Origin of the sequence: Rhodococcus yananensis (assembly GCF_020515525.1) — a bacterium.
Lineage (GTDB): Bacteria > Actinomycetota > Actinomycetes > Mycobacteriales > Mycobacteriaceae > Rhodococcus > Rhodococcus yananensis.
The window spans coordinates 1-14,193 of sequence record NZ_JAIYEP010000090.1; the positions used below are offsets into that span (position 1 = coordinate 1).

Sequence of the window (14,193 nt, forward strand, 5' to 3'; positions counted from 1 at the left end):
CCGGGCCGGCCGGAGCCGGCCCGGCACCCACATCACACCTGGGCGTCGACGGGCGGCCCCGCCGGACGGCCCGCCGCGCGACGGCGGCGCGGCCTGCGAACGACCGCTGCGGGCGCGTCACCGTCGGCGGACGGTGCCGCGGGGGCCTTCTCCTCCGGTTCCGCGGTGGGCGCCGAGACGACGAACACCTTGGCGGCGGCACCGTCGCCCGCCGGGGCGGACGCCGCCCGCGACACCCGGCGGGCCCGTCGACGACGCGGCGCACCGTCTGCGGAGGCCGGCTCCGCAGCGGCCCCGACCTCCGGCACGGCCTCGTCGGGAACAGCGGTGCCCGACGCTTCCGTGCTCGCCGCAGCCTCCACGCCCTCCTCGATCGTCGGTTCGACCTTCGACTCGGGCTTCGATTCGGACGTGGGGTCGGCCTTCGGCTCGGACGCGACCTGCTCGACGACGGGCGCGGCGACCTCGACGTCCTTCGCCGGTGCATGCTCGGTCGTGCCGGATGCCGCCACGTCCGCACCGTCCGCGGTGGGGGTCGCTCCGTCCGATTCGGCCGGGTGCTCCTCCCCACGGTGCGCCGCCATCGCCAGCGCCACCGGATGCGCCGCGCGTTTGGCGGCTTCCTCCGACGACACGTGCGTCGCGGCGGGTTCGGCGTTCTGGTGCTGGTGTTGATTCTGGTTCTGACCCTGATCCTGCTGGCTCTTGTCGCGACCGCGTTTGCGGCGGGAACCGCCCTGCGACGAACGCGACGACTCCTCCGCCGGCTTCGATTCGACCGGGTCGGAGTGCACGATGATGCCGCGCCCGTGACAATGCTCACAGGTTGTGGAGAAGGCCTCGACGAGGCCCGTGCCGAGCCGCTTGCGTGTCATCTGTACGAGGCCCAGCGATGTCACCTCGGACACCTGATGCCGGGTGCGGTCGCGGCCGAGCGATTCGGTCAGGCGCCGCAACACCAGATCCCGGTTGGACTCGAGCACCATGTCGATGAAGTCGACGACGATCATCCCGCCGATGTCGCGGAGCCTCATCTGCCGGACGATCTCCTCGGCGGCCTCGAGGTTGTTGCGGGTGACGGTTTCCTCGAGGTTTCCGCCCGCCCCGGTGAACTTACCCGTGTTGACGTCCACCACCGTCATCGCCTCGGTGCGATCGATGACCAGTGTGCCCCCCGAGGGCAGCCAGACCTTGCGGTCGAGTGCCTTGGCGAGCTGTTCGTCGATGCGGTACGCACCGAACACGTCGACGGACGACTCGGACCGATACTGTTCCGCCCGCGGCAGCAGGTCGGGCGCGACGGTGCGGATGTAGTTCTCCACCGTCGACCACGACTTCTCCCCCTCGATGACGAGCTTCGAGAAGTCCTCGTTGAACAGGTCTCGCACGACCTTGACGAGCAGATCGGGTTCTTCGTACAGGGTCTTCGGCTGGCCCGAGGCGTTCGCCTGCTCCTTGTCGGCGTGAGCCCGCACGGCCTCCCACTGGGACTGCAGCCGGGCCACGTCGCGGGCCAGTTCCTCCTCGCTGACACCTTCGGCGGCGGTACGGATGATGACACCCGCGTCGGCCGGGACGATCTCGCGGAGGATGTCCTTGAGACGCTTGCGTTCGGTGTCGGGCAGCTTCCGGCTGATACCGGTCGACGATCCGCCCGGCACATAGACGAGGAAGCGTCCGGCGAGGCTGATCTGCGTGGTCAGCCGGGCTCCCTTGTGCCCGACCGGGTCCTTGCTGACCTGCACGACCACCTGGTCGCCGGGCTTGAGAGCCTGCTCGATCTTGCGGGAGTTGCCACCGAGCCCGGCGGCCTCCCAGTTCACCTCACCCGCGTACAGCACACCGTTGCGGCCGCGGCCGATGTCGATGAACGCCGCTTCCATGGAGGGCAGGACGTTCTGGACACGGCCGAGGTAGATGTTGCCGACCATCGACGCCGAACCGGCGCTCGTGACGAAGTGCTCGACGAGGATGCCGTCCTCGAGCACCGCCACCTGCGTCATTCCGGCGTGTGCTCCGGCCGCACTCTCCCGCACGACCATGACCCGTTCGACGGCCTCGCGGCGGGCGAGGAACTCCGATTCGGTGAGGATCGGCGGGCGCCGGCGTCCGGCCTCGCGACCGTCGCGGCGACGCTGCCGCTTGGCTTCGAGACGGGTCGACCCGCTGATGCCCTGCACCTCGTCCTTCGCTGCCCGCGCCTTCGCCCGCGGCTCGCGTTCGTGGATGACGGTGTTCGGCGGATCGTCCTCGGACACGGTGTCGGAACCGTCGCCCGAACCGCGACGGCGGCGACGACGGCGACGACGGCGCGACGCGCCTTCCTCACCGGACGACTCGTCGGACGCCCCCTCTTCAGCGGTACCGGTGTCCTCGGCGTCGCCGGTGTCGCTTCCACTCGGCTCCGCCTCGGCCGATCCGGCCGTGCTCGCCGCGTCCGCGCTCTCCGCGGTCTCCTCACCGGTGTTCTTCTCGGTGGTCGTGTCGGCCGAGGTCTCGTCGTGCTCGGTGCTGTCGCTGCGTCCGCGCCCACGTCCGCGGCGACCTCGCCGGCGCCGGCGAGGATGTTCCTCGTGCTCGTCGGCGCTCCCTGCGGTGTCGCTCGTCGAGTCGGCCGAGGTCTCGGGCTCGGCCTGCTCCGCTGCGGTTCCGGCACCGGCGCGCTCGCCGGTGTCCGTCTCGGCCGCGGCGACGTCCGGCTTCTCGGTCTGCTGCGAAGCGGTGTCCTGGGGTGCGGATTCCGGACCACCTCGACGAGACCGGCGACGACGCGGCCGGGCCTCTTCCTCGGGTTGCGGTGCCGTGGGCTGCAGGAACAGCGGTGCCTCCACCGCGGGCGCGACAGCCGGTTCGGGTGTGGGCTCGGGAATGTCGAACAGCGGGGTGTCGCCTCCGGGCGCAGCGAAGAGCCCGGCGGCGCCGCCGACGGGTGCTTCCACGACCGGCCCGTCACCGGCGGGGGTCTCGCTGTCGTCGAGGACGGGGGTGTCCGGGAGCGGCTCCGCCTCGGGCGCATCGACCACCGGCGATTCGGCCGGTGCGGGTTCCTGGGCAGCAGGTTCCTGCGGTTGCGTCTCGGCGGCGGTGTCCGCTTCCGCCTGCGCACTGAGCGCGGTGTGCAGTTCTTCCGCGGCCTCCCGCGGAAGCGTCGAGTGGGCGCTGCGCAGCTCGGTGCCGAGTTCCGCAGCCTTCGCGATGATTTCCTTGCTCGTCAATCCGAGGAGTTTCGCGAGGGCATGGACTCGGATCTTGGCGGGCAGACTCAGGGAGTTCGCCTCGGTGGAATTGTTGTCAGGCGGCTCGTGATCGGCCACGTAGGTCTCCTATGTGACCCCCGGGCGCGTCCACCACCTTGTCGCGGTGATGTGAGCGGCCGCGCGGGGGCGCTGCTTGTGCACCCGCGCCGTGGCGCGGGTCCTTCCGGTCTCGCATCGTGCGGTCGTCCGGTGCCCGTTTTCACTGCACGGCCGAGCGATGCCTGGCTTGATCGCGGTTCGAGCGCCGGTGCATCCAGCATGTGACCGAGCGAGGTGTCTCCTGCGGTTCCTCGGTCACAGCGATGTCGGGCATCGATCCGTGATGTCGTCGATCGTTCCGCACGGGCTCGTGCGGTACAACCGCCCCCAGTATCCCACACGGACGTGCGCGGATACGCCAACGGCGCCCCGAAGGGCGCCGTGGGTCGATGTGTCGAAGGGAAAATCCGGGTGAATCCCCGGCGAACAACTCAGGCGGAGGCCAACTCCGGGAACCAGAGTGCAATCTCCCGCTCGGCCGACTCGACCGAATCGGAGCCGTGCACCAGGTTCTCCCCCGCTTCGAGGCCGAGATCGCCACGGATCGAACCCGGGACGGCCTTCTCGACCGGATCGGTGCCGCCGGCGAGCTGCCGGAATGCGGCGATCGCACGGGGCCCTTCGAGAACCGCCGCAACCAACGGCCCGCCCGTGATGAACTCGAGCAGACCCGCGTAGAACGGTTTGCCCTCGTGCTCCGCGTAGTGTGCGGCCGCGACCTCCACGGTCGCGGTCCGCAGCTCGAGTGCAACGATATCGAGTCCCTTGCGCTCGATGCGCGCGAGAATCTCTCCGACATGACGGCGGGCGACGCCGTCGGGCTTGATCAGTACCAGGGTCCGCTCAGTCACGGCGACCAGCGTAGAGGTTCAGTCCCGCTGCCCCGGCAGCAGACCCCGCGCTTCCCGATCCTTGATGTCTTTGCGCAGGTAGAGGATGTATACCCACACCAGCGTGAACAGCACACCCACCGCGCCGAGCGCGAGGTCGACGAAGAATCCGAGCAGGGTCAACACCTGCAGGGTGATGTTGAACGGAATCGCCCACGACCGGCCCTGCACACCCGCGCCGAGCAACATCAGTACCGCGAGACCCACGACGTAACCGCCGGAGAACGCCGTGAGGCCCCCGCCGAGCGCGGAGATCACCGGCAGCACCAGCAGCACGACGATCGCCTCGAGCACCAGGGTCCCGGCCATGACCCCGCGGAACCCCTTCCACGGGTCCGTGGTCGGCGGACGGAACTGCTCGCCTCCGGTCGGGTTGTCTTCGTTGTCGCTGGTCACGCAGGTTCCTTTCCGAACAGGGTCCGTGCCGCACCGGCGGTCACGACCGACCCGGTCACGATCACACCGGCGCCCGAGACGGCCTCGCCGGGTTCGGCGACCTCCTCGGCGATCGCGATCGCCGTCTCGATCGCGTCGGGCAGGGTCGCGGCCGTGACGACACGTTCGTCACCGAATCGGGCGACCGCGATGTTCGCCAGATCGTCGACGTCCATCGCACGCGGCGACCCGTTGTGGGTGACGACGATCTCGTCGAACACCGGCTCGAGCGCCTCGATGAGACCCGCGGCGTCCTTGTCGGCCATCACGCTGACGACACCGACGAGCTTGCGGAAGTCGAACTCGTCGGCGAGCGCCGCGGCGAGCGCCTTCGCTCCGTGCGGATTGTGGGCGGCGTCGAGGAACACCGTCGGAGCGTTCCGCACACGCTCGAGCCGACCGGGATTGACGACGGACGCGAACGCATCGCGCACCGCGTCGACGTCGAGTTGCCGTTGCGGTCCGGCCCCGAAGAACGCCTCCACCGCCGCGAGCGCCAGCGACGCATTCTGCGCCTGATGCTCACCGTGCAGCGGAAGGAAGATGTCGGTGTAGACACCGCCGAGACCCTGCAGATCGAACTGCTGTCCACCGATGGCGACGGCGCGCCGCAGCACCGCGAACTCCGACCCCTGCCGGGCCACCGCCGCGTCGGCTTCGACGGCCCGGCGCAGCAGCACCTCCATCGCCTCCGGTTCCTGTTGCCCGACGACCGCGACCGTCTCGCGCGGCACCAGCGGATCCTCGGGCGCCTTCTTGATGATCCCGGCCTTCTCCCCCGCTATCTCGGTGAGCGTGTCACCGAGGTAGCCGGTGTGATCGATCCCGATCGGGGTGATCACGGCGACCTGGCCGGTCGCCACGTTCGTCGCGTCCCAGCGACCACCGAGACCCACCTCCACGACCGCGACGTCGACGGGCGCATCGGCGAACGCCGCGAATGCCATCGCCGTGGTGACCTCGAACTTGCTCATCTTCGGGCCGCCCGCCGCCTCCGACTGCGCATCGACCATCTGCACGTACGGCTCGATGTCCCGGTAGGTGTCGACGTAGGTGCGCGGCGAGACGGGCGCACCGTCGACGCTGATCCGTTCGGTCGCGAGCTGCAGATGCGGGCTGGTCGTGCGACCCGTCCGGTACTGCATGCGAGTGAGCAGCGCATCGATCATGCGGGTCACCGACGTCTTGCCGTTGGTGCCGGCGACATGGATGACCGGGTAGTTGCGCTGCGGTGACCCGAGGATGTCCATCAACGCCGCGATGCGGGTCAGGGACGGCTCGATCTTCGTCTCGGGCCAGCGTCGGTCGAGTTCCGCCTCGACCAGGGTGAGTTCGGCCAGGTCGACCGGGGACGGCGTCCCCGGCTTCGCTCCTGCCTCGTCGGCGCTCACGCCTGCCCCAGCTCCGTCAGCCGTACGGTGATCCGCGCGATCTCCTCCTCGGCGACCTGCTTGCGTCCGCGGATCTTCTCGACGACGGCCTCGGGTGCCTTCGCCAGGAACGCCTCGTTGCCGAGCTTTCCGGATGTCCCGGCAAGCTCCTTCTCGGCGACCGCGAGGTCCTTGCGCAGCCGCGCGACCTCCGCGCCGATGTCGATGCTGCCGGAGGTGTCGAGCTCGACGGTGACGGTCGCGCGGGTCAGGCGCACCTCGATGGACGCGGTCGCGGAGAACCCGTCCTCGGGTTCGGTCAGCCGTGCGAGCGACCGCACCGCCGCGACCTGGGCGTCGAGGTCTGCGGCGTCGACGTCGACGAGCCGCGCCGCGACCTTCTGCGACGGCTTCAGGCCCTGGTCGCTGCGGAACCGGCGGATCTCGGTGACGAGTCTCTGCAGGTCCTCGATGCGGCGGGTCGCGTCGGTATCGGTGACGACGCCTGTCGCCCCGGGCCACGATGCGATCACCACCGACTCACCGCCGGTGAGCACCTTCCACAGGGTCTCGGTGACGAACGGGATCACCGGGTGCAGCAGCCGCAGCAGTGCGTCGAGCACCGTGCCGAGCACGATCTTGGTGCCGTCGGCGTGTGCGCTGCCGTCGGCGAGCTGCACCTTCGCCAGCTCGAGGTACCAGTCGCAGACCTCGTCCCACGCGAAATGGTAGAGGGTCTCGCACGCCTTGGAGAACTCGTAGCGGTCGAACGCCTCGTCGACGTCGGCGCGGACCTGCTCGAGCCTGTCGAGGATCCAGCGGTCGGCGTCGGTGAGGGTGTCGCGGCCAGGCAGATCACCGACGACCGCACCGTTCATGAGCGCGAACTTGGTGGCGTTGAACAGCTTGTTCGCGAAGTTCCGCGACGACTGGGCGTGGTCTTCCCCGACCGCGAGGTCGCTGCCCGGGTTGGCGCCGCGCGCGAGGGTGAAGCGCAGCGCGTCGGCACCGAACCGGTCGACCCAGTCGAGGGGGTCGATGCCGTTGCCGCGCGACTTGGACATCTTCTTGCCGAACTGGTCGCGCACCAGACCGTGCAGGAACAGATCCTTGAACGGCACGGTGCCGGCGGCGCCGCCGTTGAGGGCGTCGTCACCCGACACGTAGGTGCCGAACATCATCATCCGCGCCACCCAGAAGAACAGGATGTCGTAGCCGGTGACGAGGACGCTCGTCGGATAGAACCTGTCGAGTTCGGCGGTCTTGTCGGGCCAGCCCATCGTCGAGAACGGCCACAGTCCGGACGAGAACCAGGTGTCGAGGACGTCCGGGTCCTGTTCCCAGCCCTCGGGTGCGGTCTCGTCGGGACCGAAGCACGCGACCTCACCGTCGGGGCCGTACCAGATCGGGATGCGGTGGCCCCACCACAGCTGCCGTGAGATACACCAGTCGTGCATGTTGTCGATCCAGTCGAACCAGCGCGGTTCCTGGCTCGCGGGGTGGATGACGGTGTCGCCGTTACGGACGGCATCACCGGCGGCCTTGGCGAGGGCGTCGACCTTGACCCACCACTGCATCGACAGGCGGGGCTCGATGGTCTCGCCGGAACGCTCCGAATGCCCGACACTGTGCAGGTAGGGGCGCTTCTCCGCGACGACGCGGCCCTGCGCGGCGAGTTCCTCACGGATTGCGACGCGAGCCTCGAACCGGTCCATGCCGTCGAAGCGGGTGCCCGAGTCGGCGATCCGGCCGGTCTTGTCCATGATCGTGGGCATCGGCAGGTTGTGCCGCAGGCCCATCTCGAAGTCGTTGGGATCGTGTGCGGGGGTGATCTTCACGGCGCCGGTACCGAACTCGGGGTCGACGTACTCGTCGGCGATGATCGGGATCTGCCGGCCGGTGATCGGGTGTTCGAGCGTGGTGCCCAGTAGAGCCTTGTACCGCTCGTCGTCGGGGTGGATGGCGACGGCGGTGTCGCCGAGCATCGTCTCGACACGGGTGGTCGCGACGATCACGTGCGGTTCGTCGTCGTTCAGCGAACCGTAGCGCAGCGAGACGAGTTCGCCCTCGACCTCCTCGAACTTCACCTCGATGTCGGAGATCGCGGTCTGCAGCACGGGCGACCAGTTCACGAGGCGCTCGGCACGGTAGATCAGCCCGTCGTCGTACATCCGCTTGAAGATGGTCTGCACCGCACGGGAGAGGCCGTCATCCATGGTGAAGCGGTCGCGGGACCAGTCGACACCGTCGCCGATGCGCCGCATCTGGCCTTGGATGGTGCCGCCGGACTCGCGCTTCCAGTCCCACACCTTGTCGATGAACAGTTCGCGGCCGAAGTCTTCCTTCTTCTTCCCGTCCGCGGCGAGTTGCTTCTCGACGACGGTCTGTGTCGCGATACCGGCGTGGTCCATGCCGGGAAGCCACAGCACCTCGTAGCCCTGCATGCGCTTTCGTCGTGTCAACGCGTCCATGAGGGTGTGGTCGAGGGCATGGCCCATGTGCAGGCTGCCGGTGACGTTCGGCGGCGGCAGCACGATGGAGTAGCCGGGCTTGTCGCTACCCGTGTCGGCGCGGAAGTACCCGGCATCCACCCAGCCCTGGTACAGATCGGCCTCCACTGCGCTGGGGTCCCAGCTCTTGGGGAGGGCGTCGGCGGGGTTCTGCGGATTCTCTGGCGCACTGGTCACCCGTCAATCGTAAGCGGATGACGCAAACCACCAGGACACACCCTCCGCGAGGCACCGACCGCACCCGCACCGCGGCCGGAACGACACCGAATGGCGGTACCCGCGCGGAATTCACCGCTGCTGTCACCATCGGGCGAGGCTACGGTCACCCCAGCGCGTCCGGTGGCGCCATCGGGACACCGAGGACGTGCTCGGACAGGAATGCCTCCACCATCCCGTACCAGAGGGCGGTGTGCTGCGGGGCGAGCACCCAGTGGTTCTCCGACGGGAAGTACAGGAAGCGGTGCGCGGTGGTGCCGTCGTCCTCGGCGGGCAACGCGGATTCGTCGAGCAGTTCGTACCACAGGCGCAGGGCCTCGCCGATGGGGACGCGGTAGTCCTTGTCTCCGTGGATGACCAGCATCGGGGTGGCGATGTCCGCCACGTACAGATGCGGCGAGTTCTCCACCGCCATCTCGGGTGTCATCTCCCGCTGCCAGTACCACGCGGCATCGGTGGTCGGTGCGAACTGGTCGAGCGCCCACAGGCCCGCGTGGCTGACGATCGCCCGGAACCGGTCGGTGTGTCCGGCGACCCAGTTGGCCATGTACCCACCGAACGAGCCCCCCATCGCGGCGGTGCGTTCGGCGTCGATGTCCGGGCGGGCGACGGTCGCGTCGGTGATCGCCATCAGATCGGTGAACGGTTCCTTGCCCCACCGACCCCAGCCACGCCGGATGAAGTCGGCGCCGTAGCCCGTCGACAACGCCGGGTCGGGCAGCAGCACCGCGTACCCGCGGGCGACGAGCAGCCACGGGTTCCACCGCCACGACCACGTGTTCCAACTGTTCAGGGGCCCACCGTGGATCCACAGCAGCAGCGGCGCCGGTGTCTCGACCGCCGCCTCGTCCGGCAACGCGAGCCACCCGCGCAGCGCGGTGCCGTCATCCGTCGTCGCGGTGATCTCCTCGAGTCGACCGGGTAGTTCCGGAGCGGCTGCCGGCGCCGACAGTGTCGTGACGGTGCCCGCGTGCGTGCCGGTCACGGCGATGCGCACCGGGTGCGGCGGGGTCGTGTACGACGCGCGCAGCGCGAACAGAGAACCGCCGTCATGCGCGACGCGCACGTCGGTGTAGGCGGCGTCGTCGACGGTGAGCCGTTCCGGTAGGTCGGCGCCCGGGCGCAGCACGAATACGGGTGCGCGTCCGAGGTGGTCGGCGGTGAGCACGAGTGCACCGTCGGGCAGCCACGCCACCGAGGTGGGCCGCCTGTCCCAATCCTCTGTCGCGAAAACTGTTGCACCCGATTCGATGTCGAGTATCCGAACGGTGACGCGAGGTGGGGTCTCCGGATCACCGATCGACTCGTGCAGGTAGGCGAGACGCGTGCCGTCCGGCGACAGAGCGGGATGCCCGGCATCGCCGGTGTCGTCGTCGACGAGTGGGGTGCGCAGACCGGTTCCGAGGTCTATCCGCACGATCGTCGTCCGCACGGCCGTTCCCGGGCCCGGCACCGTCCAGGTGGCGACGGCGAACGTGCCGTCGGCGGCGACATCGATGTGGCTCTCGCGGAGCGACCCGCGGATACCCGGGGTCAGGTCGGTGGGGGTGCCGTCGGTGACGTCGAGCAGGTGCGGCCGGTCGGGGCCGAGGTCGTGGTCCCAGTGACGCACCGGGTAACCGCTGTGCAGAACCGCGCTGATCTTCCCGTCCGTGCGGGCGTCCCGGATCCGTTCGTCGTCGTCTTCGCTGCGCCCGAGGACGTTCGCGGTGACGAGGATGCGGTCGGCGCCGGACGCCGCGTGCACCGTGGCGATGCCCCCCTTGCGGGTGGCGACCCGACGTGCTTCTCCTCCGCTCGACGGCAACCGCCACAGCGCCACCGGGGCGTCGTCAGCACCGCGCGCGGCGGTGAACAACAGATCGCCGTCGGCGGTGAACGTCGGGTTCGATTCACCCTTCTCCCCGTACGTGAGGCGTCGCGCAGGTACGCGCCCGTCGGGGTCGATCTCCCACAGCGCACCGACGAAGGTGGTGGCCTTGTCGTCGAGGGTGGACTGCGCAAGCACGAGTCGGGTGCCGTCGGGCGAGAGCGCAAGGGCGGTGGCGCGGGGCAGCGCGAGGTAGTCGTCGAGATCGTCGAAGGCCGTCACGGCGAGCAGCCTATCGACGCGGGCGCACGCCGAGTGCGGATCGGCCCGGTTGTACGCTGGTCGTCCGGCGGGACCGGTCGGGTGTCCGCCCCTCGACATCGAACGGAGAACGTGCAGTGGTCGATCTCGCCTACGTCATCGCCGGCTCGGAAGCGACCGGCGGCGCCGGCCTGCAGGCCGACCTGAAGACGTTCCAGCAGCTCGGCGTGTACGGGGTGGGCACGACGACGTGCATCGTGTCGTTCGATCCGAAGAACAACTGGTCGCACCGTTTCTTCCCGGTTCCGGCGGAGGTCGTCGCCGAGCAGATCGAGGCCGCGACCGCAGCCCACGATCTCGACGTCGTGAAGGTGGGGATGCTGGGCACGCCCGCCACGATCGAGACGGTCGCGGCGGGGCTCGGCGCGTCGTCGTGGCGTCACGTGGTGCTCGACCCCGTCCTGATCTGCAAGGGTCAGGAGCCGGGTGCGGCTTTGGACACCGACAATGCGTTGCGCTCGCAGATCCTGCCGCACGCCACGGTGGTCACCCCCAACCTGTTCGAGGCGCAGACGCTGTCGGGGATGGAGGCGATCACCTCCGTGGACGATCTCGTCGAGGCCGCGCGCCGCATCCACGACCTGGGCCCGCAGTACGTGGTCGCGAAGGGCGGGGTCGAACTCGACGGCGACGACGCCGTCGACGTGCTGTTCGACGGCTCCGAGGTGACGTTGCTGACCGCACCGAAGGTGGGGAACGAGCGCGTGTCGGGTGCGGGGTGCACACTCGCTGCGGCGATCACCGCTGAGATCGCCAAGGGCGCTGCTGTCGCCGATGCGGTCGCCACCGCGAAGGATTTCGTGACCGCAGGTATCCAGGGCCGGGTGTCGGCGAACACCCCGTTCGACACGGTCTGGCAGGGCGCGTAACCCTTCCTGCCCGTGCACTTGCCGACGGTGCCGTCACCCGTGACGCTACGGTCAGCGTGGGTTGCGCCACATCGCCCACAGTGTCGGGCCACCGTCGGGAATATGGATCTCCCCGGTGACCTCGAACCCGAACCGTTCGTAGTAGGGAACGTTCCCTTCCTTGCTCGACTCCAGGTAGGCAGGTGAATGTTCGGCGTCACACCGGTCGAGGCGTGAACGCAGCAACGCAGTTCCGTATCCAGCGCCCCGCGCAAAGGAAGCGGTTCCGATCGTGGACAGATACCAGTGCGGTGCCTCCGGGTGTGCAGCGTTGAGTGTGTCACTGACGCTCTTGGCTACCATCGTGTAGCGACCGAGTGCGCCGACCATCGCCGGCAGCGATCGCAACTCCTGCCATGTGGAAAGCCGCCATTGTCCCGGTGGCGACCACATTGCTGCGCCGCCTGCGCAACCGTCGGATTCGGCGATATCGGTGCCGCCCGATGGGATCATGTGGTGCTTCGCGTCGACCGCGAAAAAGCGACGCGACCCGCGCAGTCGGGTTCGTTCGTCGCGGAAGATCCACGAGAACACCGGATCATCGAAGAAGGCGTCAGCCAGCACCGAAGCGATGGGTGCGGTGTCGGCGCGGGTGGCGGTCCTGACCGTGACGTTCACACTCCCCACAGTACGACGATCAACGGCCCCGCATCGGGGGTTCGGCCGCGGAACCCTCACCGACCCGGCCGACACGGTCATCGACTTCCGGCATCTCAGCAATGACCGTCTCAACTCGGGAATGGAGGCGATCATTCCGTTGGACACGATATGCGTAACGGGACTCCTTGTGGCCCTGTAGTTCTCGTCCGATGATCCCGAGTCTGCATGCGAACCCGAACTCTTCGGTGAGAAGCGCTCTGCCGCCACCGGCGATCGCATCACGCGGCTTCTCGTTTGCCTCGACGTACCGTCCGAACCCCTCGTACGCGGATGCCGGAGTACCCATGGCCTTACGGCCGAACCCTGCCGCGATTTGGCGGGCCGAAACGAAATCCCCACCTGCCCATGCGGATCCCCCGAGTCGATCATGAGCGACCGTGTCGATACGACCTGCCCGGCGCCGGCTCCTGCCGTCCGATCGATCTTGTTACGCTATGCGCCGACGACCCCGGCCTCGGCCGGACCGCGACGTCACCGACACGATCGAAACAGGGGGAAATCTCGTCGTGCCCGACGCACCCGTGCAGCTACCGCCCTACCTCTACCTACCCTGCGCCGAAGCTGTTGCCGATCTCCTGTCTCTCTCGAGCCGACTCGCGAAGTGCGGCGGGGCCATCGGCCTGATCGCCGGGATCGGAATCGACTGTTACGCCGGCGAATCACCCATGCAGGCGATTGTGTCGAACGGTGCAGGGGTTCTGACAGGGGCTACAGTGGGCGCCATCGCCGGGTCCGCTGTTCCGATCGTCGGCACTGTCGCCGGTGCCGCGATCGGCGGAATTACAGCCTTCGGCCGGGGGGTGGGTCGTGCGTTCGGATGAGGTGTCTTCCGAGAGGATCTACGGCCGACGCAATACCAACCAGCAGCTTGCGGGTTGTGTGTTTACCACTGTCATGACAGTCGGTTACGCGATCGCATTGAGTATCGAGTTCGCCATGACCGGGTTCCCCTCCTGGGGGTACGAAGCGATCGGCTTTCCACTACTGACCGGAACGGCCGCCGGCGCTATCGTCATGGCAGCACCGGTCACCTACAGCTCGCGGACATGCGCGAAACACATCACTGTCGGATCCGACAACGGCGCGCCGGCGCTTATTCTGCGGCAATCACCGATCACGTTCGCCATGGTGCCGATCGGGCAGGCTTCCCTTGTCGCAATCGCGATCGGGTTGGCGATCTCACCCCACGTGACGGACCCCGGTGACTACGTCCTCGGGAAAGCAGTCCTGGTCATCGTCACCGGTGGATGGATGATCGGATGCTTCCTATTCATCCTGATGGGGCGACTACGCCCCGCCTTCATCGCCATTGACCACCACGGAATCCGGATTCGGAACACCCTCGCCGACACTTCGATCCCCTGGGACGCCCTCATGGCCCCGACGTTGATCCCGGATCCACTGGACGTCGTCATCGCCACGTATACGGATTCCGGTGTCATCAGAACCGAACGGGTTCCACGACTGTGGCGGGTGACCGAACCCCGACGGCTCCGGGCCCCCGCCCCTTTCGACTTCCACCTCATCGATCGGCAACGGTTCCACATCGCCCCCGAACTCATCGACGCCGCACTCGAGCACTACATGGCGCACCCCGAACACCGGGCAGAACTCCTCGACCCCACCACCATCGCCCGCACCGTCGACGCACTCCGCGCCCAGGGCCCCGTAGTTGTTGACTAGCGGTGCCATGACCTGGGGTTTCGGTGTGTTCGGGGGCGGGTTGAGCGGGCATGGGGACAGGGATTGATCATGGGTGTGTCTTACGCATCCAGAT

The 14,193-nt window shown here is 68.4% G+C and carries 9 protein-coding genes; 2 read left to right on the forward strand and 7 right to left on the reverse strand.

What is annotated here, in order from left to right:
• Positions 1-32 precede the first annotated feature (32 nt).
• The 6 genes from LDQ05_RS17165 to LDQ05_RS17190 form a co-directional block, all read right to left on the reverse strand.
• Complete coding sequence (locus tag LDQ05_RS17165; protein WP_226438164.1) at positions 33-3,314, reverse strand: translation initiation factor IF-2 N-terminal domain-containing protein; 3,282 nt, start codon at positions 3,312-3,314, stop codon at positions 33-35.
• Positions 3,315-3,727: 413 nt separating this feature from the next.
• On the reverse strand, positions 3,728-4,147 hold the full coding sequence (ndk, locus tag LDQ05_RS17170; RefSeq protein WP_226438165.1) for a nucleoside-diphosphate kinase: 420 nt from the start codon (positions 4,145-4,147) through the stop codon (positions 3,728-3,730).
• A gap of 18 nt (positions 4,148-4,165) precedes the next feature.
• A complete protein-coding gene (locus LDQ05_RS17175; RefSeq protein WP_226438171.1) occupies positions 4,166-4,495 on the reverse strand; it encodes a DUF4233 domain-containing protein in 330 nt (109 codons plus the stop codon).
• 83 nt (positions 4,496-4,578) lie between these two features.
• The gene (gene folC, locus LDQ05_RS17180) at positions 4,579-6,012 is read right to left on the reverse strand and encodes a bifunctional tetrahydrofolate synthase/dihydrofolate synthase (RefSeq protein ID WP_226438166.1); all 1,434 of its coding nucleotides are present in this window, start codon (positions 6,010-6,012) and stop codon (positions 4,579-4,581) included.
• Positions 6,009-8,678, reverse strand: coding sequence for a valine--tRNA ligase (locus tag LDQ05_RS17185; RefSeq protein WP_226438167.1), 2,670 nt, complete (start codon positions 8,676-8,678; stop codon positions 6,009-6,011). The genes folC and LDQ05_RS17185 overlap by 4 nt, the downstream gene beginning before the upstream one ends.
• A gap of 145 nt (positions 8,679-8,823) precedes the next feature.
• Positions 8,824-10,809, reverse strand: coding sequence for a S9 family peptidase (locus LDQ05_RS17190; RefSeq protein ID WP_226438168.1), 1,986 nt, complete (start codon positions 10,807-10,809; stop codon positions 8,824-8,826).
• 116 nt (positions 10,810-10,925) lie between these two features.
• Here LDQ05_RS17190 and thiD point away from each other — a divergent pair, with 116 nt between their 5' ends.
• Positions 10,926-11,717 carry a bifunctional hydroxymethylpyrimidine kinase/phosphomethylpyrimidine kinase gene (gene thiD, locus LDQ05_RS17195; RefSeq protein WP_226438169.1) on the forward strand — a complete coding sequence of 264 codons (792 nt, stop codon included), beginning with the start codon at positions 10,926-10,928 and terminating at the stop codon, positions 11,715-11,717.
• 51 nt (positions 11,718-11,768) lie between these two features.
• On the opposite strand, the gene LDQ05_RS17200 is transcribed toward thiD, so the two are convergent.
• Positions 11,769-12,374, reverse strand: coding sequence for a GNAT family N-acetyltransferase (locus LDQ05_RS17200; RefSeq protein WP_226438172.1), 606 nt, complete (start codon positions 12,372-12,374; stop codon positions 11,769-11,771).
• 936 nt (positions 12,375-13,310) lie between these two features.
• On the opposite strand from LDQ05_RS17200, the gene LDQ05_RS17205 reads away from it, so the two are divergent.
• The gene (locus tag LDQ05_RS17205) at positions 13,311-14,099 is read left to right on the forward strand and encodes a hypothetical protein (RefSeq protein ID WP_226438170.1); all 789 of its coding nucleotides are present in this window, start codon (positions 13,311-13,313) and stop codon (positions 14,097-14,099) included.
• Positions 14,100-14,193: the final 94 nt, after the last annotated feature.